The sequence below is a fragment of the Paenibacillus sp. FSL L8-0436 genome (assembly GCF_038593025.1).
In the GTDB taxonomy this organism is placed as follows: Bacteria; Bacillota; Bacilli; order Paenibacillales; family Paenibacillaceae; genus Paenibacillus_AQ.
In genome coordinates this window covers 4913671-4932218 of the sequence record NZ_CP151955.1, presented here as the reverse complement: position 1 = coordinate 4932218, position 18548 = coordinate 4913671, and the positions used below count along the sequence as shown (strand labels likewise).

The following is an 18548-nucleotide window of genomic DNA, read 5'->3' as shown; positions in this document are numbered from 1 at the left end:
TCTTCTATTTTGGGATTGGCCGTGACTCCAGAGAATATTTGGACTTCCGGCCGCTGTTAGGTTTGGATTTCTTAAATTTAACCGCGAATCGCGGTAGAAATCCAAACCTAAAGGCGGACGCTATCGCTCCTCCAGTTCCAAAATTCCCCTCCGCCACTTTTCCCTACATGTAATTCTCATATTCAATCTATATAATTTCAATCTATTTTCATTTTATCATATATATATGTCAGTTGATGTCATATATAGAGTTTATGATGAGTATAGCAAGCAGAAGAACCAATGATACTAAGATCAATAATGAAGAGAGGAGCGATAGTATGACAAATCTGCAAGGGAAAGTCGTACTGGTTACCGGAGGAAGCAGGGGAGCCGGCAGGGGAATAGCTTTGGAGCTGGCAAAGGCAGGTGCGTATGTGTATATCACAGGCAGAAGCACGGGGCTTTCCCAAGAAGGAAGGCGTAAAGGGACGATAAACAGTGTTCTTGATGAAATCAAGGCGGTTGGAGGGCAGGGTGAAGCGATCCGCTGCGACCATACCCGGGATAGCGAAACGGAAGAAGTCATCCGGCGGATAGCGTCGGAGCAGGGCAGGCTGGATATCCTGGTCAACAATGTATGGGGCGGTAATGAGCTGTCGATCGAGAGCAAACCCTTCTGGGAGCTGCCTCTGGAACATTGGAGCCATATGTTCGATGCGGGAGTCAGAGCGCAGCTGATGACTAACTATTACGCGATTCCGCTAATGCGCAGCAACCGGCAGAGCGGTGGTATTATTATTCATACAACGTATTGGGACCACTACAAATACATTGACAATTTCTATTATGATCTGGCTAAAAATGCGCTGGTGCGCATGGCTTATGGATTGTCGGTAGAACTTGCGGCAGACGGTATAGCCGTGATCCCGTTGTCGCCCGGCTGGATGCGGACTGAACTGGTGCTGGAGAGCCTCAATACAGATGAAGAGCATTGGCAGGAGGTGCCTGAGCTGCAAACCAGTGAGTCCATAGCCTATATCGGGCGGGCTGTGGTTCAGCTGGCTGCAGATCCAGAGGTAATGACCCTAACGGGAATCCCGCAGCAGGTAGGCAGCCTTGCGGTACAATACGGATTCACTGATGCTGACGGGCGGCTCGTCCCGGTATTCAAAGTTCCGGAATAAACAAAAATCGCTCTTTTGAAATGGGTGCAGGATGCCTCCATTTTCGAAAGAGCGATTTTTTTTGCTAATACCCAGAACTATAGAGGATACGAAACGGCTTCTATAGCAGAACGACCTCTTCGGCAGTGTTGATTTCCGGCAAGCCAGCCAGCTTCACAAGCACATGCTGCGGCACCTCTTTATCTACGGTCAGAAGCATGATAGCTGCACCACCGACAATTTTACGTCCCACCTGCATCGAAGCGATGTTGACATCGTTTTGTCCAAGCAGAGTGCCGACGAGACCGATAATCCCCGGCTTGTCGTTGTGGGAGATTACAATTTGATGGCCTTCCGGAGCGATATCAACCGGGAATTTATTGACCTGGACAATGCGTTCGCCGTAGCCCTGGAGCAATGTTCCGGCTACCAGGCGTTCTTCATCCGGTTCGGCCTTCAGCGTAACGGTGATAAGATTAGTGAAGCCCTTGGTCTTGGAAGCCTTGGTCACGACAACATTCACATCACGCGTTTTGGCCAGATGCATGGAGTTGACGATGTTGACATCACTGCCGAAGTGGCGGGTGAACACGCCTTTTACAATATAGCGGGTCAGCGGCTGTGTATCCACATCCGAGAGATCCCCGGCATATTCAACATGAATTTCACGAATAGCGCCGTCCGTTAGCTGTGTTGCAAAGCTGCCAAGCTTCTCTCCCAGTCTGAAGTAAGGCTGAAGCTTGTTCATTACGCTTGGCGCAACTGGAGGAATGTTTACAGCGTTAATGAACGGCTCGTTGCGCAGAATATGCAGCACCTGCTCCGATACATCGATGGCTACATTCTCCTGGGCTTCTACGGTCGAAGCACCCAGATGCGGAGTCACGATGATTTTTGGATGGGAGAGGAACGGGTGATCTGCTTGTGGCGGCTCTTGCTCGAATACGTCAAATGCTGCTCCAGCGACGATGCCGCTGTCGATGGCTTCTACCAATGCCATTTCGTCGATTACGCCGCCGCGGGCACAGTTGATGATGCGCATGCCTTTTTTCATCACTTCGAACTGCGGGCGGGAAATCATATGGCGGGTTTCAGGTGTCAACGGTGTGTGCACGGTCATGAAATCAGCGCCGCGGACAATGTCATCAACGGAGGCCAGCTTCACTTCGAGCTTCTCCGCGCGGTCCGGAGTCAGGAACGGGTCATAAGCGAGAATGTTCATGCCGAAGGCTTTGGCCCGTTTGGCCACCTCGCTGCCGATCCGTCCCATGCCGAGAACACCCAGTGTTTTGCCGCGTAGTTCTACGCCGAGGAATGTCTTTCTATCCCATACGCCGGAAATCGTTTTGGCATAGGCTTGGGGAATGTGCCGGGCGAGTGCCATCATCATGGCAAAAGCATGCTCACAGGTCGTAATCGTATTTCCGTCCGGCGCATTGATGACCACAACGCCATGCTGCGTTGCCGCCTCCAGTTTAATATTGTCGACACCGACGCCGGCGCGGCCAATGACCTTCAGGTTTGTGCCTGCGGCAATAATTTTCTCGGTAACAGTGGTTTGGCTGCGTACGAGCAGGCCGTCATATTCGCCGATGATTGCAATAAGCTCTTCTTCACTAAGTCCAGTCTTCTTGTCTACAGTCACGTCGTTTGCGTCCATCAATTGCTGAATGCCCAAATCACTGATTGGATCCGATACTAATACTTTAAACATGGTTTCTTGTCCCCCTTAAAGTGATAAAGCTTAATATGCCAAGGATGCCCTGATAAGGCAATCCACAGTACCTGAAGCATCAAAACGGGTAAAAAGCATGTCGGAATAACGGAGTAACGCGCTGTCGCATAAAAGAAAAAGAGTGTAGGAGGTCGGTTTCCTGCCAAATTTGGGCTTTTTAGGCCAAAAGACGGATTCCGGGTAACAAAAAAACTCCCAACCCCATACTACTGCCGTAGTAAGGGACGAGAGTTGTCGTGGTACCACCCTAATTCACTGCAACGTTGAAGAAGCAGCCTCATTGGCCTGCAAAGGCCACACTGGTAACGGAGATGATCCGATTGCATCTACTTATAGTTCGATACAATATCTCAGGAGCGCTAAAGATATCTGTATGCCACCGGTTTGCACCACCCACCGGCTCTCTGAAGGCTTCCAGCATCCTTGTTCCATCATCGGTTTTGCTTGATTAATTTTTTCATAATGTAACATGGTGGCACCAAAAGTGTCAATAGGCTTATTACAACCTGCCTGCCTTGAAGTAGGCTTCATTTTTCGTTATGATGCAATATACTAGTCTTATTCATAGAAAAACGGAAGCTGCGGCATCGTTTCTTTGCCATAATATTGTTCCCGCCACTTCATGAAGTCCTGCTCCTGTATAGCTCCGGTAGAAATAAGCAGTGTAACAGAGGATTGGACATCCTGCAGCTTCAGGGAGCTGGCCATGCCGGAGTAGATCATGTCGTCTATTTTGGCCGTGATATCCTGCGGATCATAACCGGCGTAAATTCCCCGGTTCAGCATCATTTCGGCGATTGAAGCATTTTTAAGCAGGAGCGGCATCTTCTTCCATTGGATGAAGGACAGCGTCTTCAGTTCACTGGGTACCGCCGGGATTTTGCTGTTGGTCTTGGAACCCCACTTCAGCATGGAATCATAGAAATCCTTTTGGGCAAGCAGCCCGAATTGCATGGCACTGGCCGTGAAGTTATCGTTCTTTAGCGCTTTGGCTGTTTCTGTGCCTGATGATCCAGCAGACACCTTGTTGGAGGCCTGGGAGAAGAGCGTCAGGCTCTTAAGTATGTTAAGCTGGGATTGATACAGGAGTGGCGAGCTGCTGAAGATGGAATCCTGGTTAACCTTCTCATATTGCTTGTCCGCCAGAATACTGAGATTTTTCAGTGTGGCCGCGTTCTCACGGGCATCCGTGTTGCGTGACAAACTGTCTACCTCTTTGTTCCAATTCCGCTTGAATTCACGATACGGCAAAAATACGTTATGATAGAAGGTAACAAGATCCTGCTGCTGGTAAGAGCCGGAGAATTCCTCCGATGCGCCGTCAGCTTCAATCAGGTGGGAATATTTAGCTTCTGTCTTGTCTGCACCTACTTTCACTCCCGTAAAGAAAGCGGCGAAAGCGCATATCAGGAAAAATACAAAACCTAGAGTGTATAACATTTGAGTGCGGGAGGTACGACTGTTCATAATTAGTGCTCCTTCTTCTATGGAAATTATCTTATGTAAAAACAATATAGAACAGGCAGGTTACAATGAAAAAATTCAAATTAGGTGACATAAAGATTAAAAAAGCCGATCCTCAAGCGTTAACCGACAAGCTGCTGCTGATCAATCTCTATATTACACAGGGCCTTACCTTATTTATCGGTTTGATATGGATATTATTGCAGAAAAGAAATCCGTTTGACATATTAAATTTTCCTAACAGTGTAAATTTTGTGTACTGGGGCCTTGGTTTGGCAGGAATTATGCTGATTGTGGATTTTATTCTGACTTATATTGTACCAGAAGAAAGCATGGATGACGGAGGAATTAACCAGTTGTTGTTCGGCAACCGTCCTTTGTGGCATATTGTTGTTATTGCAGCGCTTGTTTCAGTTTGCGAGGAACTCCTGTTCCGCGGTGCTATTCAGCATGGACTGGGTCCTTACTGGACGAGCATTCTTTTCGCAGTTATTCATGTACGTTATCTGCGGCACTGGATTCCGACCGGGTGGGTATTCCTCAGCAGCTACGGCCTTGGCTATATATACATCCATTCCGGAACGATTTGGGCACCGATTTTATGTCATTTCTTCATCGACCTGTTCTCAGGTCTGGTGATTCGCTACAGGAGGGTATCATGAGTGACGACTTAAGCCGGGTGAAGTCCCGCCAGAAAAAATATAAAGGCGAAGGCCAGGCTCCGGTCAAAGGTAAAATTAGAAAGCAAGCTGCCGTATCTCCCCCCAAAGAGACGGAAGCGCCTGTTCTTGTGTCCGGTACGCTGTCAAGGAAGGCCCGGCATTCCAGCACCGCAGCTAAATCTTCCGTTAAGCATGATAGGGCAGAGCAGGAGGGAGAAGATACGCCTTCCCGTGCGCAGACCTACCCTTCGGAACGTATCCGCCTGAGTAAAATCTTCGTCAACTCGTTGATCGTAATGTTTGTCATGCTGCTGGCTTCGCTCTTTTGGTGGGGATTTGAAGGAGCTCCTGAATTGAGGACTCTATGGTAACCGGCTGGGTAGTAATTATTATGGCGGCCCTGCTCCTGTTGATGGGTATAGGAGCTGCAACTATGGTGGTTTCGGCATTTAAAAAGAACATTATTGCCGAGGAAATATCTCTTGGTTCACTTCCAGCGGAATTTGAAGGTTACCGGATTCTGTTTATCACGGATATTCATCGCCGCCGGCTTCCCAAAAAGCTGCTCGATCCCTTACATGGAAATGTAGATGCTGTTTTTCTGGGAGGTGACCTGACGGAGAAGGGGAGTCCCATAAACCGCCTCGTTGATAATATGGCGCTTGTAGCTTCACTTGCACCTGTGTATGCCGTTCATGGTAACCATGATTACCGGGCAAATATTTCGCTGGTGGACAATATTATCCGCGGCAGCGGGGCAACCCTGCTGATCGATGAGAATATAACATTAGAACGGGGAAATGAATGTCTGCTGCTGACCGGTGTGGATTTCCCGAAGAAAGGCGGCAAAAAAGCGTATGCCCCTCTGGCTCCGGTCCCTGAGTCACTCTCTTCGTGCTGCCGGATTATTCTAGTTCATGATCCGCTTTGGGTGTCCCAGCAACCCAGCTTGCCCGCAGATCTTATTCTGGCCGGCCATACGCATGGTGGACAGGTGGTTTTGCCATTGATCAGGCAGAGGCATACAGATCCGTTCTATCAACAATATAATGCCGGAATGTACCGGCTTGAGCGGAAGGACCGCTCGGGAGCATTCGTCCAAATGCTAATCAGCCGCGGCTTCGGCACCGCTCATCTGCCGCTGCGCTGGGGCAGTCCGGCAGAAATGCATGTACTGACCCTGCGCAAAGGGCGGGAGCAGCTTGAGCAGTCAGGTTAAGAGAGCCGGATTAGCGGCTGCTGGCCTGCACTGGATCAGATTATGTATGCAGATAAACAAGAGGTATCCTGCGCAACATGCGCTGGATACCTCTTGTTTATTGTCTTCTATATAGAACAGGGACGCAGCAATACTCAGCGCATCTTCAGCTCAATGCTGCGCGGATCTACGAAGCTGTAGCCCTTGGCTTCCAGTTTCGTAAGCAGCGTATCCAATGCTTCCACGGTCCAGGGAAGCTCATGCATCAGGATGTTGCTTCCGGAATGAAGCTGGTCGGTTACGTTCGTAATCAGCTTCTCCGTTTTATTGGCATCCTTTTCTTTCATTTCCCAGTCAAGTGATCCTACGGACCAGGTCATATAGAGCAGTCCGTTCTCTGCCGCCACCTTCTTGCCGACATCGCCGCCTGCTCCATGCGGTGGACGGAAGAAATGCGGGGTTTCGCCTACAACTTCCTTGACAATCTTCTGCACATCCTCGATCTGTTTCTTCACTTCGGTATAGGATTCGTCCTTCAGCTTGATATGATCCCAGCTGTGATTACCGATAATTCCGCCCCGGCTATGGATAAGCTCAAGCAACTCGGGATGTTCTTTGACGCGGTAGCCGTTCACGAAGAAGATCGCTTTAGCTTTGTGTTTGTCCAAGATATCCATCAGCGGATTGATCATTTCCGCTTCCTTCGGGCCATCATCGAAGGTCAGCAGGATGACTTTCTTGTTGGTGCCTTCTTCATTCGGAACAATGTCGTAATTTTTGTTCATATGGTACAGGAGCGGGATTTCTGCTGGATTTGTCTCTCCGCTTGGCTGGGCGGTACCTGCATCGCCGGATGTCGCGGCCTGTCCATCCGTGGCTGTGCTTCCGCCCGCAGTCCCTCCAGTGTTTGAAGAGCCGGCTGGTGTCGCCTGAGGCGAGGCGCTTGCCTCCGCAGCACCATTCCCCTGAGAGGCTTTAGCCGTAGCTGATGGCGATGCTGTTTCAGTTGCCGCCGCTGTCGGCTTAGCATTGTTGTTCACTGTCTTGCCGCTGTTGTCGCCGTTGCTGCAGGATGCCAGCAAAATGGCGGTCAGCAGCAGTGCTGATGTCGCTTTAACCACTTTTTTCATCTCGCTTTCTTGTAACTTTGCTGTATGAGTCGGAATCTTTCCGCGAACACTAAGCATGATTTTACCATACAAGGAGGTTAGAGATATGAATACTTCGTCATTTTTATGCGGAGTGGTGATGGGTGCAGCCGCCAGTATGATTATGTCCAAAAAACGCAGCGCCATGATGTCCTCGCTCGGATCAAGCGGTTCGATGCAAGGAGCCGGTGAAAAAGCGAAGGACAAAATTCTGGGCATGGCCATGACCGGATTCGGAAACACCGCCGCCGGCGGCAGCTCCCAGGACAAGGGCTCGCATGAGCCGAAGAGCAGTGCCGATCACAAGGGGGAGTCCACGGTTAAATCCAAGGAAGCCAACCTCAATATGCTGAAGGATTTCATCCGCAGCAACCCTGATGTAAAACATGAAGTAGAGCAGATTCTCAAAGAAACACATACAGCGATACCGGGTTTGTAACCGCAAAGCAAAGCGCTAGAATCATTTTGGGGAGGATTCCATCCGCAAAATGATTCTTTTTTTATCAATAAACCGGCACAATTGGGTGATTAAATATGTTTATTTACGTGCATTTATGGCAGCAAAATGATAACATACATACATAGTAACCATTTTTGGCTCATTACTCGGGACTCATCATACATTAATATCAAATGAGCTTGCAAAAGGAGGATCCTGTCATGAGAATAGAGCGATTAAGTCAAGATAAGATACGGATTTTCCTCACTTTTGACGACCTGAGCGAGCGGGGCATCCAGAAGGAAGATATGTGGCAGGAAGTTCCCAAGGTGCATGACCTTTTTACGGAAATGATGGATCAAGCGTATAGTGAACTTGGTTTTGACGCTACCGGTCCGCTTGCCGTAGAAGTGTTCGCAATGCCCGCGCAAGGTATGGTCGTTATTGTGACCCGGGGGAAATATGATCACCATCAGTACGGTGCGCCCGGAGAAGAAGAATTGCCTGAAGAGATCTATGAAATGGAAGTTACTCTTGAACAAAGCGACTCCATTGTGTATGCATTCCGCGATTTTGAGGTTCTGGTTGAAGCGGCACATGTACTCATCGGCAATATTACTTCCCAGGGGAAACTGTATTCTTATAACAATAAATGGTATCTTTACTTCGATCCGAAGGAATTTGAGGAGCCGGCATTGTCTGGACTTGTTGCCGTATTGGCAGAGTTCGGCGATTCTTCGCCGGTTACCGAGGCTGTACTGGATGAATACGGAAAGACGGTTATGGCCGAAAATGCGGTCCAATTGTTGTGCACTCACTTTAAGCGCCAGGAATAACAATTGAGGAACGGCAGGACAGCGGGTGCTTTCTGCCTTCCTTCGAACATTGGAAGATAATGCAGGAGAAATGGGTCTAGTTTCAGGGGAGGTTATTCGGTGCTTTGGTTATCGGTCATTTCGTCGGCAGTGGCACCGGGACTTGCCCTGCTGACTTTCTTCTATCTGAAAGACAAGTACGATCAGGAACCGCTGCATATGGTGGTCAAGGTGTTTTTGCTTGGACTGCTGATTGTTTTTCCGGTAATGATCATTCAGAGAGGTCTTACGCTTGGGCTGGACAGTGGGCCTTATGTCGATTCTTTTCTGATTTCCTCCGGGGTGGAGGAAGGGTTGAAGTGGTTTGTGCTGTACCATATGATTTACAACCATACCGAATTTGACGAGCCATATGATGGAATACTATACGCCGTGGCGATTTCGCTCGGTTTTGCAACAATAGAAAATGTAATGTACGCGTGGTACAGTCAAGCTTCAATAGGTTCAATGATTATGAGGGCGCTGCTCCCGGTGTCGGGACATGCAATGTTCGGGGTCATTATGGGCTACCACATGGGCAGGGCCAAGTTCTCGAAACCGGGCAAAGGCAGAGGAATATTGCTGGTCTCTCTGCTGCTGCCTTGGCTGTGGCACGGAATCTACGATTTTATCCTCAGCACGTCGCCCAATTACTGGATTTGGTATATCGTACCTTTGATGGCCGTATTGTGGTACGGAGGAATGGGCAAGGTGGCGCGGGCCAACAACCGTTCGCCGTTTCGTTTTCTGAAGCGGGAGGAAGAGGTTAACCTGTAATAGAGATGGACACACTTAAACTTGAAGGGTAGTTCCCGTAAGCAAGGAATTCCAGAGAGGAGCGAGGTGTCTTTTTTTTGCGCGTAAAAGTTCGGATAGTCTGTAAGCAGTGCGGCGAGAGCTACATATTAAGAGGAAACAAGGAAGAGGGAGTCATCCAGACCGGCTTCAAGCAATGTCTGTGCAACAGCAGCAGCGGATTTCAGATCGAGGAATGTGGCTGAAATGCTGCATGGAAGTATTCTCTTGATATTATTGGCCTGCCGGGTGCATAAGACTTCTCAGTTATTGTCAAACTAACGGCAATAAGCTACCGAAAGGAGTCTTGCAGCCCTATGTACAAAAGATTAAGTGCCATAATGTTCCCGCTTACCGCGCTTTTGCTGATTGGCGCACTGGTGTGGGGGTATCAGGAGAACCAGGAGAAAAATTCGATTCTGATTAAAGCGGAGAACCAGTATCAACGGGCTTTTCACGATCTCTCCTATCATGTGGAGCGGCTTCATGGAGAGCTGGGAAATACACTTGCCGTCAATTCGGCCTCTAACGGTGTGCACCGCAAAGGACTGGTCAATGTATGGCGGCTTACCAGCGAGGCGCAGAATGAGATCAACCAACTGCCGCTTACGCTGCTGCCGTTTAGCCAAACGGAGGAGTTCCTCTCCAAGATCTCCAATTTCTCTTACAAAGCTGCTGTCCGCGATTTCACCAAGAAGCCGCTCACCGAAGCTGAGATGGGGAATTTAAAGGCGCTCTATAAGAATTCGGGTGAAATCTCCAAGGATCTGCAGGAGGTACAGAACAAGGTCATCAGCAATAAGCTGCGTTGGATGGATGTCGAGTCAGCTCTTGCTACAGAAGAAAAGGCGGAAGACAATACAATTATTGATGGCTTCAAGACGGTAGACAAACGTGTGGCGGCCTATCCTGAGCTGGACTGGGGACCCTCTGTTGCCAGTATTTATAATAAGCGTTCCGTCAAGAAGCTGGGCGGTAAACCTGTCACGGCAGAGGATATCAAAGCCAAGGCTGTAAAGTTTGCCGATACTGGTGCTAATACCAAGGTGGATGTTAGGGAGAATGGCAAGGGAACCGAATGGGCTTCCTATACAGCCACTGTGACACCTCCGAATCACAAAGCTCCTATCAGCATGGACTTCACGGTGGAGGGCGGACTGCTGATTTCGTACAATGACAATCGCGAGGTCGGACCAGCCAAGGTATCCATGAAGCAGGCTGTCGCCAAAGCCGGGGAGTTTCTGAAGCAGAAGGGCTATGCCGGCATGACGGCAGTCAGCGCTGACAGATATGATAATTTGGGGAATTTAACTTTTGTAAGCAGCCAAGACGGTGTATTGATCTATCCTGAGAAAATGACGCTGCGCGTCGGGCTGGATACCGGGGAAACCGTCGGCTTTCAAGCCAGCGATTATGTCCGTGAGCATCAGGAGAAACGTGAAATTCCAAAACCTGAACTGTCCCTCGCCAAGGCGAGAGAGAAGCTGAATCCGGAATTCAAAGAGCTGTACAACCGGATGGCCTGGATCGAGAATGAGGATGCCGTCGAACTGCTGACCTATGAATTTGGCGGCAAAATCAACGGTTCACAGTATCGGATTTACCTCAATGCGGCGGATGGAAATGAAGAAGCGGTCGAAGAGATTCGCACCTCTTCGGGGGCTCAGGATAAATAAATGAAGCCTGTCTGCAAGAGATAGAGGAGGGAGGGGCGGTTCCTTTAGGGGATGCCGCCTCTTTTTTTTCTTTCTGCTGTGCAATAATATTTCTAACCGGAGGGCAAACGGCCATGCTATAATCATGAAGAATTAATTACTAACTCTGTGGCGGTGACATGATTGTATCCCAAAATTAACGAATATCTATACATACAGATTGCTTCCAGCGATGCGGCTGAAGCAGAACTAGAATATAGATCCAGAATTGCAGATATGGAAGATGAGGCCTTGCTGATTGAAATTCCAATGCAGGCCAGCAACGGGCGGCTGAAAAAGCTGTTTATAGGGGACGAGCTCTCTGTATATTTTCTTACCGAAGGCGGAATCAAAAATTATTTCAACACGCATGTACTCGGTTTTAAAGAGGATATTATCCGGATGGTCCGGGTGCGCAAACCGGAAACGGATGCCATCTTCAAAATACAGCGCCGCAGCTTCTTCCGTGTAAATGCCGAGCTTGAACTGGCGGTGAAGGATTCGCTGGGCAGCCGTTTTCTGGTGCGGACCGATGATATCGGAGGAGGAGGAGCTTCATTTCTCAGTGATCCCAAAGTAAAGGTGGAGGTGGGAGACAAACTGTTCTGTTGGCTGCTGGTCCCTTACCGAAACGGCAGCACCGAGCATGTGAACTTTGAAGGAGAGATTGTGCGGATAAAGCAGCTGGAAAGCGGGCGCAATCTAGTCATGTTAAAGTTTGCCGCCATCACGGATTCCGAGCGTCAAAAAATAATCCGCTACTGCTTCGAACGCCAGTTTGATTTCCGCGACCGTTAATGTTAGCCGCCTAAACGCCCGGAAAAGGCATCAAAATAGCCTTTTTTATGCTGAATTTATGCTATGCCATTTTGCACTGGGGTATAAACTGTGGTATAATTTTATAAGTCGCAGGCAATGCCTGCTTTTTTCTTGATAAGATCATCAAGTCCCTAGAGATACGTCGGTGGACGTATTTCTTAATGAAAGCGTGTTTGAGGAGGAATGCCCCGTTGGTTAGGCAGGGGACACATACTTACGACAGAATCAACGTCGCCATCGACGGACCTGCCGGGGCAGGCAAGAGCACTGTAGCCCGATTGGTAGCCCAGAAGTTGTCTTACATTTATGTTGATACGGGTGCAATGTACCGGGCCATTACCTGGGATATGCTCCGCAGAGGCATTCCGCCGGAAGATCATGAATCAGTGGATCAAAGGGTCCGCGATATGGTGATTGAGCTTATTCCGGAGCAGGACATCCAGAAGGTGCTGATCAATGGGGAGGACGTAACCCCGCATATCCGCAGTCTCCAGGTTAGCGGCCAAGTGTCGCAGTATTCGAAGATCGAGGGTGTTAGATCCAGACTCAGTCATTTGCAGCGTCAGATGGCGCTTCGCAAGGGGGTCGTAATGGATGGCCGCGATATCGGTACAACCGTGCTGCCGGATGCCGAAGTGAAGATTTTCATGACGGCAAGTGTGGAGGAACGGGCTCTCCGCCGTTACAAAGAGCTGAAGGAAACGGAAACAATAACTCTCCAGCAGCTTGAACACGATATTGCAGCCCGTGACCGTCTTGATGAAGGACGGGAGATTTCACCGCTGCGCCGTGCAGAAGATGCCATTCTTCTTGACACGACCTTTATGGATATCAGGCAAGCCGTGGAAGCCATTGTCTCCCACTGCAGATCTCATGTTGACGGGGAGAGAAATCATTCATGATTTATGCCATTTGCTGTGGGTTGCTTCGCTTGATTTATGCTATTCTGTTCCCGCTGAAGATTGTCGGGAAAGAGAATGTGCCGAAGGAGGGCGGGGTGCTGCTCTGTGCTAATCACATCAGCCTGCTTGATCCAATGACGATCGGCATTAAGCTAAACCGCCAGGTAAAGTATATGGCCAAAGCAGAGCTGTTCAAGGTTCCTGTGCTAGGCTGGCTCATTAATAAGTTGGGCGCTTTTCCGGTGAAACGTGGCGGCGTAAGCAAAGAATCCATCAAAACGGCCCTTAATACGCTTCGTGGCGGACATGTTATGGGCATCTTTCCGGAAGGGACGCGAAACTCTGATTCTGGTGTGGCTAAGAAGGGCGCAGCAAGTTTTGCGCTTCGCAGCGGTGCAGCAGTTGTTCCGGCCGCTATCGTCGGATCTTACAAGCCCTTTCGCCGGATGACTGTCATTTATGGGGCTCCCATTGACCTCAGTTCGTTCGATGGAAAGGGAAGCGAGTCTCTTGAAGAAGTCACTGATGTAATTATGGGGCGGATTCATGAGATGGCCAAGACCGGCAGGCCCAGTGCAAGATAAACGTTGAATCACGCCGCTTTTTGCAGATGCTGAGGAATAACGGCATAACCGCTATTTTTTGGAACATACTAACTTAAAAATGTAAGTGATATTTAGGTAATGCTTGTTTTGAACTCTGCTCTACGCGGGTTTAAATAAATGGGGTTTTGAATCGAGGAGGGTAATCACATGTCTGAAGAAACTAGAAATCAGGAAGCTGCGGCTAATGTTGAGAACAACGAAGCCGTGGAAGCAACAGAAACAGTGGAATCCGCTGTAGGTAATGAAGAAGAAGTGACAAGCCAAGAAGGTTTGGAAATCATTTCGTTGAAAAAAGGCGATACCGTGAAAGGAACAATCGTCAAAATCGAAGATAACCAAGCTTATGTAAGCATTGGATATAAATACGACGGCGTTATTCCTATTCGCGAATTGTCTTCCGTACAACTGGACAACGCTGCAGCAGCAGTAGAAGTTGGACAAGAAGTGGAATGCAAAGTTGTCAGCATCAACGACAACAAGGAAAGCCTGGTTCTTTCCAAACGTGCAATTGACAGCGAGAAATCATGGGAAGATCTGGAGAAGTATTTTGCTTCCCAGGAAGCGTTCGATGTTACTGTGGCTGACGTTGTCAAAGGCGGCCTCGTAGCTGATGTCGGCGCGCGCGGATTTATTCCGGCTTCCATGGTTGAACGTCACTTTGTAGAAGATTTCAGCGACTACAAAGGCCGCACTCTACGCGTGAAAGTGAAAGAACTGGACCGTGAGAACAGCAAGGTTATTCTTTCCGCCAAAGAAGTGCTGGAAGAAGAATTCGAAGCCAACAAATTGAAGATTATGGCTGAGCTGTCCGAAGGACAAATCATCGAAGGTACTGTGCAACGTCTGACACAATTCGGCGCATTTGTTGATGTGGGCGGCGTTGACGGATTGGTTCACGTATCCGAAATCGCTTGGAACCATGTCGAAAAACCTTCCGATGTTGTTTCCGAAGGCGACAAGGTTCGCGTAAAAGTGCTTAAGGTTGATCCTGAAAAAGGAAAAATCAGCCTCAGCATCAAAGCTGCTGCTCCAGGTCCTTGGGATTCTGCAGCCGGTAAAATCAACATTGGCGATATAGTTACAGGCGAAGTAAAACGCCTTGTAAACTTCGGCGCGTTTGTTGAACTGCTTCCAGGCGTGGAAGGCCTTGTGCATATCTCGCAAATCTCCCACAAGCACATCGGTACTCCGCATGAAGTGCTCAAAGAAGGACAAGAAGTACAAGTGAAAGTGCTTGACTTCAATCCATCCGAGAAACGCGTCAGCCTGAGCATCAAAGAAACCGAAGAAGCTCCGGCTCCTACAGCAAGACCGGAACGCAGCAATAGCAGAGACAGAGCTCCTAAAGAAGTGCTGAACAATCCTAACGTATCGCTCAGCAACGAAGGACTCAGCTTCACGCTTGCTGAACGCTTCGGCGACAAGCTGGACAAATTCAAGGGTAACAACTAATCCTTTAGATTGTCATACCGGGTAAAGTAATCGGCGAGCCCTCGATAAGAGGGTTCGCCGATTGTGTTTTTACTGGCATGTAAGTCCAAAAGGGGCAAGGTACAAGCTGGTTAGCCAATTTTATTGTTTTTTGCTATGATGAGTTACGTAAGGACGACAGGAGGAATGAATATGGCAAGACCCGTTGTGGCCATCGTAGGAAGGCCTAACGTCGGAAAATCGACGATATTTAACAGGCTGATTGGCGATAGACTGGCCATTGTAGAAGATAAACCGGGGATTACACGCGACCGGATTTATGGCGTTTCAGATTGGAACGGCAAATCCTTCAGTGTAATTGATACCGGAGGGATTGAAATTGATGGTGAAGACGCGATTCTGAAATCAATCCGTGTTCAGGCGGAGCTGGCGATTGAGGAAGCGGATGTCATCGTCTTTATGTGCGAGGCGAAAAGCGGACTGACCAATTCGGATGAAGAAGTGGCACAAATTCTTTTCCGTTCCGGCAAACCGGTCGTGCTTGCAATCAATAAAGTGGACAACATGAAGCGCACGGATGATATTTATGAATTTTACACCCTGGGAATCGGCGATCCTATCGGCATCTCCGGCAGCCACGGTACCGGAATCGGCGATTTGCTGGATGCGGTAACCGAGAAGCTTCCAGAGCCAACTGAAGAGGAATACGACGAAGATGTGATTCGTGTGGCCCTGATCGGCCGGCCGAATGTAGGTAAATCTTCTTTGGTCAACGCCATTTTGGGTGAAGAACGCGTAATTGTCAGCGATGTCGCAGGGACTACACGCGATGCCATTGATACTCCTTTTGAACGGGACGGGCAGCGCTATGTTCTGATCGATACTGCGGGTATGCGCAAACGCGGTAAAGTATATGAAACCACGGAAAAATACAGCGTGATGCGCGCAATGCGGGCCATTGAGCGGGCTGATGTTGTTCTGGTGGTAATCAACGGCGAAGAAGGCATTATCGATCAGGATAAGCACATTGCCGGTTATGCTCATGATGCCGGGAAAGCTTCGATTTTTGTGGTCAACAAATGGGATGCCGTCGAGAAGGATGACAAGACGATGCAGAACTTTGAGACCAAAATCCGGGATCACTTCCTGTTCATGAGCTACGCACCTGTAGTGTTCTTGTCCGCATTAACGAAACAGCGTCTGCAAAAGCTGCTGCCGGTGGTGCAGCATGTCGCCCAGCAGCATGCTCTGCGGATTACGACGCATTTGGTCAACGATGTGGTGTCCGATGCTGTGGCCATTAATCCTCCGCCAACGGATAAAGGACGGCGCCTGCGCATCAATTATGTTACTCAGGTTGCTGTCAAGCCGCCGACGATTGTGGTATTCGTCAATGACCCGTCGCTGATGCACTTCTCCTATGAACGATACCTGGAGAACAAAATCCGCGCGGCGTTCAATTTTGAAGGAACACCAATCCGTCTGTTTACACGGCGCAAATCCGAAAACGAAGGTTAGGGGAGAAGAGTAGTGGCGTTTGAACTTCTGGTGATCGTTGTAAGCTATTTGCTTGGCTCTGTCAGCTTCAGTGTATTGCTCGCCCGGCTGCTCAAAGGTATTGATATCCGTCAATATGGAAGCGGCAACGCCGGAGCGACCAATACGCTGCGTGTGATGGGGAAAGGACCGGCAATACTGGTGCTGGTTCTGGACGTACTGAAGGGAATTGCCGCAGTTTGGCTCGGAACCTGGGCTGGCGGCTGGGGAACCTGGATCGCGGTGGCTTGCGGGGTCGCAGCCATCATCGGGCATAATTGGCCGCTCTACTTTCACTTTCGCGGCGGGAAGGGCATTGCGACTACAATTGGCGTAATGGCTACGCTTTGTTTTTGGCCTGCGCTGATCGCAGGGATCATTGCCATTCTGGCCATCGTTGTTACCCGCTTTGTGTCGCTGGGCTCCCTGATTTTTGTCGCGCTTACCCCGGTATTCCTGCTGTTTACCGAATTTACAACGCCTGAATTGTGGGGAAGCCTTATCATTGCCGTTTTCGCTTTCTGGCGGCACCGCAGCAATATTGTGAAGATCTCCCAGGGAAGAGAGAATAAAATCGGCGCTAAAGTCAAGGAGGGGAATCGCGTTGTCTGATAAAGTAACCGTGCTGGTCGCGGGCAGTTGGGGAACTGCGCTGGCTACTGTGCTGGCGGCTAACCACTCGGAGGTTTATCTATGGACACGCAGGTCCGAACAGGCTGCCGAGATTAATGAGGCTCACACGAATGAGCATTTCTTGCCCGGGATTTCTTTGCCCGCTAATATCATCGCAACTACGGATATGGAGACAGCGGTCACCGGTTCCAAGGCGGTGGTTATTGTTGCCCCGTCCTCCGGAATGCGCCAGGTCGCCCGCAGCCTCAAACCTTTCTGGAAAGAAGATATGCTCTGTGTACATGCTACAAAGGGCTTTGAGACGGAATCCATGAAACGGATGTCCACCGTCATTTCCGAGGAGCTGGGCTGTGATGAAGGCCAGGTGGTTGTTCTGTCCGGACCTAGCCACGCCGAAGAGGTGGTGCGGCTGTGTCCTACAACGGTTGTGGTAGCTTCACCGGACGACAGACGCGCTACAGAAGCACAAAGTTTATTTATCAACAATGATTTCCGTGTGTACACCAATCGAGATCAGGTAGGTGTTGAACTGGCCGGAGCACTGAAGAATATCATAGCGCTTGGGGCAGGTCTGTCTGACGGTCTGGGTTTTGGCGATAATGCCAAGGCGGCATTACTCACCCGCGGTCTTGCCGAGATTTCCCGTGTAGGTGTTGAGCTGGGCGCTAATCCGCTAACCTTTGCCGGTCTGGCTGGACTCGGTGACCTTGTGGTAACAGCAACGAGCCAGCATAGCCGTAACTGGCGAGCAGGTTCGTTGCTTGGCCAAGGGAAACCGCTCTCTGAAGTGCTGGAGTCCATGGGCATGGTCGTTGAAGGGATACGCACCACGGAAGCCGCATACGCTATTTCGCTTAAGCTGGGCGTGCAGATGCCAATCACTGATCAGATCTATCATGTGCTGTTCAAAGGCAAAACGCCGCGCAGCGCCGTCGAGGCCCTGATGGGACGCGACCGCAAGACGGAGATGGAAACGATCTCGCAGGAAACTTGGGAGCAGTGGCATTCCTGATCACGTTCACCTTTTGACGGGGACCCTCATATGTTGTAATGGGGATTGACGGAGGAGGGATGAAAAGTGAGCAAAGATTTTTCCAAGGATGCATTGAACGCCATCAATAAAAAAGCGGGCAAAAACATCACACCAGGTGCCGTCCAAAAGCTGGCCAGTACGGTCAAACCGGGAACAATGCAGAATGAAGCCCAGCTCCGCCAGTTAATTAAGCAGGTGTCATCAATGGCGAAGGTACCGGTCAGCGAGGCTACGGTGCAGGATATCATCAACGCTGTCAAAAAAGGCGGCGCGAATTCGGGCACCATGGAGTCTTTAATGAAAATGATGCTGAAAAAATAGCATTACTCTTCGCGGAGCAAAGAGCAAATGATCCGGAATCAGTCCTGATTCTGTGATCTTTTGCTCTTTTTTTTGAACCCTTAGACTTAGTAGGTTTCATGCCGTAGTCTTCGTGATATAATAGTCGCAATCAA

Annotated in this window: 19 protein-coding genes and 1 other annotated feature; of the genes, 16 read left to right on the top strand and 3 right to left on the bottom strand. The window is 49.5% G+C overall.

Annotated elements, in window-relative coordinates; genetic code table 11:
* The first annotated feature begins 320 nt into the window (after positions 1 to 320).
* Complete coding sequence (locus NSS79_RS22715; RefSeq protein ID WP_342436250.1) at positions 321 to 1166, top strand: SDR family NAD(P)-dependent oxidoreductase; 846 nt, start codon at positions 321 to 323, stop codon at positions 1164 to 1166.
* Between the two features lie 100 nt (positions 1167 to 1266).
* Here NSS79_RS22715 and serA read toward each other — a convergent pair whose 3' ends face one another.
* Positions 1267 to 2859 carry a phosphoglycerate dehydrogenase gene (gene serA / locus NSS79_RS22710; RefSeq protein ID WP_342436249.1) on the bottom strand — a complete coding sequence of 531 codons (1593 nt, stop codon included), beginning with the start codon at positions 2857 to 2859 and terminating at the stop codon, positions 1267 to 1269.
* Between the two features lie 238 nt (positions 2860 to 3097).
* Positions 3098 to 3324 (bottom strand) — a binding site (T-box leader).
* A gap of 114 nt (positions 3325 to 3438) precedes the next feature.
* Positions 3439 to 4347 carry a hypothetical protein gene (locus tag NSS79_RS22705; RefSeq protein ID WP_342436248.1) on the bottom strand — a complete coding sequence of 303 codons (909 nt, stop codon included), beginning with the start codon at positions 4345 to 4347 and terminating at the stop codon, positions 3439 to 3441.
* A 65-nt stretch (positions 4348 to 4412) separates the two neighbouring features.
* On the opposite strand from NSS79_RS22705, the gene NSS79_RS22700 reads away from it, so the two are divergent.
* From NSS79_RS22700 to NSS79_RS22690, 3 genes are read left to right on the top strand one after another with little or no spacing between them, the layout of a single operon-like run.
* A complete protein-coding gene (locus NSS79_RS22700; RefSeq protein WP_342436247.1) occupies positions 4413 to 5006 on the top strand; it encodes a type II CAAX endopeptidase family protein in 594 nt (197 codons plus the stop codon).
* Positions 5003 to 5377: a hypothetical protein gene (locus NSS79_RS22695; RefSeq protein WP_342436246.1), complete on the top strand. Its 375-nt coding sequence runs from the start codon at positions 5003 to 5005 to the stop codon at positions 5375 to 5377. Before NSS79_RS22700 ends, NSS79_RS22695 begins: the two co-directional genes overlap by 4 nt.
* A complete protein-coding gene (locus tag NSS79_RS22690; RefSeq protein WP_342436245.1) occupies positions 5371 to 6225 on the top strand; it encodes a metallophosphoesterase in 855 nt (284 codons plus the stop codon). The genes NSS79_RS22695 and NSS79_RS22690 overlap by 7 nt, the downstream gene beginning before the upstream one ends.
* Before the next feature lie 134 nt (positions 6226 to 6359).
* Here NSS79_RS22690 and NSS79_RS22685 read toward each other — a convergent pair whose 3' ends face one another.
* Positions 6360 to 7325, bottom strand: coding sequence for a polysaccharide deacetylase family protein (locus NSS79_RS22685; protein WP_342440422.1), 966 nt, complete (start codon positions 7323 to 7325; stop codon positions 6360 to 6362).
* A gap of 94 nt (positions 7326 to 7419) precedes the next feature.
* Between NSS79_RS22685 and NSS79_RS22680 the strand changes: the two genes are divergently transcribed.
* The 12 genes from NSS79_RS22680 (at position 7420) to NSS79_RS22625 (ending at position 18414) form a co-directional block, all read left to right on the top strand.
* Positions 7420 to 7791, top strand: a complete 372-nt coding sequence (locus tag NSS79_RS22680; RefSeq protein ID WP_342436244.1) for a hypothetical protein — start codon at positions 7420 to 7422, stop codon at positions 7789 to 7791.
* Between the two features lie 221 nt (positions 7792 to 8012).
* Complete coding sequence (locus NSS79_RS22675) at positions 8013 to 8627, top strand: genetic competence negative regulator (RefSeq protein ID WP_342436243.1); 615 nt, start codon at positions 8013 to 8015, stop codon at positions 8625 to 8627.
* Positions 8628 to 8726: 99 nt separating this feature from the next.
* Positions 8727 to 9422: a glutamic-type intramembrane protease PrsW gene (gene prsW / locus NSS79_RS22670; RefSeq protein ID WP_038594548.1), complete on the top strand. Its 696-nt coding sequence runs from the start codon at positions 8727 to 8729 to the stop codon at positions 9420 to 9422.
* 335 nt (positions 9423 to 9757) lie between these two features.
* Positions 9758 to 11116: a germination protein YpeB gene (gene ypeB, locus NSS79_RS22665; RefSeq protein WP_342436242.1), complete on the top strand. Its 1359-nt coding sequence runs from the start codon at positions 9758 to 9760 to the stop codon at positions 11114 to 11116.
* 162 nt (positions 11117 to 11278) lie between these two features.
* Entirely contained in the window at positions 11279 to 11932 is a 654-nt protein-coding gene (locus NSS79_RS22660) for a flagellar brake domain-containing protein (protein WP_342436241.1), read from the top strand.
* A gap of 212 nt (positions 11933 to 12144) precedes the next feature.
* Positions 12145 to 12855 (top strand): (d)CMP kinase, encoded by a 711-nt coding sequence (gene cmk, locus NSS79_RS22655; protein WP_342436240.1) that lies wholly within the window; start codon positions 12145 to 12147, stop codon positions 12853 to 12855.
* Entirely contained in the window at positions 12852 to 13439 is a 588-nt protein-coding gene (locus tag NSS79_RS22650; RefSeq protein WP_340897429.1) for a lysophospholipid acyltransferase family protein, read from the top strand. The genes cmk and NSS79_RS22650 overlap by 4 nt, the downstream gene beginning before the upstream one ends.
* A 168-nt stretch (positions 13440 to 13607) precedes the next feature.
* Entirely contained in the window at positions 13608 to 14912 is a 1305-nt protein-coding gene (gene rpsA / locus NSS79_RS22645; RefSeq protein ID WP_342436239.1) for a 30S ribosomal protein S1, read from the top strand.
* 171 nt (positions 14913 to 15083) lie between these two features.
* Complete coding sequence (der, locus tag NSS79_RS22640) at positions 15084 to 16409, top strand: ribosome biogenesis GTPase Der (protein ID WP_342436238.1); 1326 nt, start codon at positions 15084 to 15086, stop codon at positions 16407 to 16409.
* 12 nt (positions 16410 to 16421) lie between these two features.
* Positions 16422 to 17039, top strand: a complete 618-nt coding sequence (plsY, locus tag NSS79_RS22635) for a glycerol-3-phosphate 1-O-acyltransferase PlsY (protein WP_342436237.1) — start codon at positions 16422 to 16424, stop codon at positions 17037 to 17039.
* On the top strand, positions 17032 to 18072 hold the full coding sequence (locus NSS79_RS22630) for an NAD(P)H-dependent glycerol-3-phosphate dehydrogenase (RefSeq protein ID WP_038594532.1): 1041 nt from the start codon (positions 17032 to 17034) through the stop codon (positions 18070 to 18072). Before plsY ends, NSS79_RS22630 begins: the two co-directional genes overlap by 8 nt.
* 66 nt (positions 18073 to 18138) lie before the next feature.
* The gene (locus tag NSS79_RS22625; protein WP_038594530.1) at positions 18139 to 18414 is read left to right on the top strand and encodes a stage VI sporulation protein F; all 276 of its coding nucleotides are present in this window, start codon (positions 18139 to 18141) and stop codon (positions 18412 to 18414) included.
* Positions 18415 to 18548: the final 134 nt, after the last annotated feature.

Coding starts and splice junctions, on each gene's coding strand:
- NSS79_RS22680 (WP_342436244.1), top strand. CDS start 7,420: ATGAATACTTCGTCATTTTTATGCGGAGTGGTGATGGGTGCAGCCGCC.
- NSS79_RS22705 (WP_342436248.1), bottom strand. CDS start 4,347: ATGAACAGTCGTACCTCCCGCACTCAAATGTTATACACTCTAGGTTTT.
- NSS79_RS22715 (WP_342436250.1), top strand. CDS start 321: ATGACAAATCTGCAAGGGAAAGTCGTACTGGTTACCGGAGGAAGCAGG.
- NSS79_RS22695 (WP_342436246.1), top strand. CDS start 5,003: ATGAGTGACGACTTAAGCCGGGTGAAGTCCCGCCAGAAAAAATATAAA.
- NSS79_RS22675 (WP_342436243.1), top strand. CDS start 8,013: ATGAGAATAGAGCGATTAAGTCAAGATAAGATACGGATTTTCCTCACT.
- NSS79_RS22650 (WP_340897429.1), top strand. CDS start 12,852: ATGATTTATGCCATTTGCTGTGGGTTGCTTCGCTTGATTTATGCTATT.
- NSS79_RS22690 (WP_342436245.1), top strand. CDS start 5,371: ATGGTAACCGGCTGGGTAGTAATTATTATGGCGGCCCTGCTCCTGTTG.
- rpsA (WP_342436239.1), top strand. CDS start 13,608: ATGTCTGAAGAAACTAGAAATCAGGAAGCTGCGGCTAATGTTGAGAAC.
- ypeB (WP_342436242.1), top strand. CDS start 9,758: ATGTACAAAAGATTAAGTGCCATAATGTTCCCGCTTACCGCGCTTTTG.
- serA (WP_342436249.1), bottom strand. CDS start 2,859: ATGTTTAAAGTATTAGTATCGGATCCAATCAGTGATTTGGGCATTCAG.
- der (WP_342436238.1), top strand. CDS start 15,084: ATGGCAAGACCCGTTGTGGCCATCGTAGGAAGGCCTAACGTCGGAAAA.
- NSS79_RS22700 (WP_342436247.1), top strand. CDS start 4,413: ATGAAAAAATTCAAATTAGGTGACATAAAGATTAAAAAAGCCGATCCT.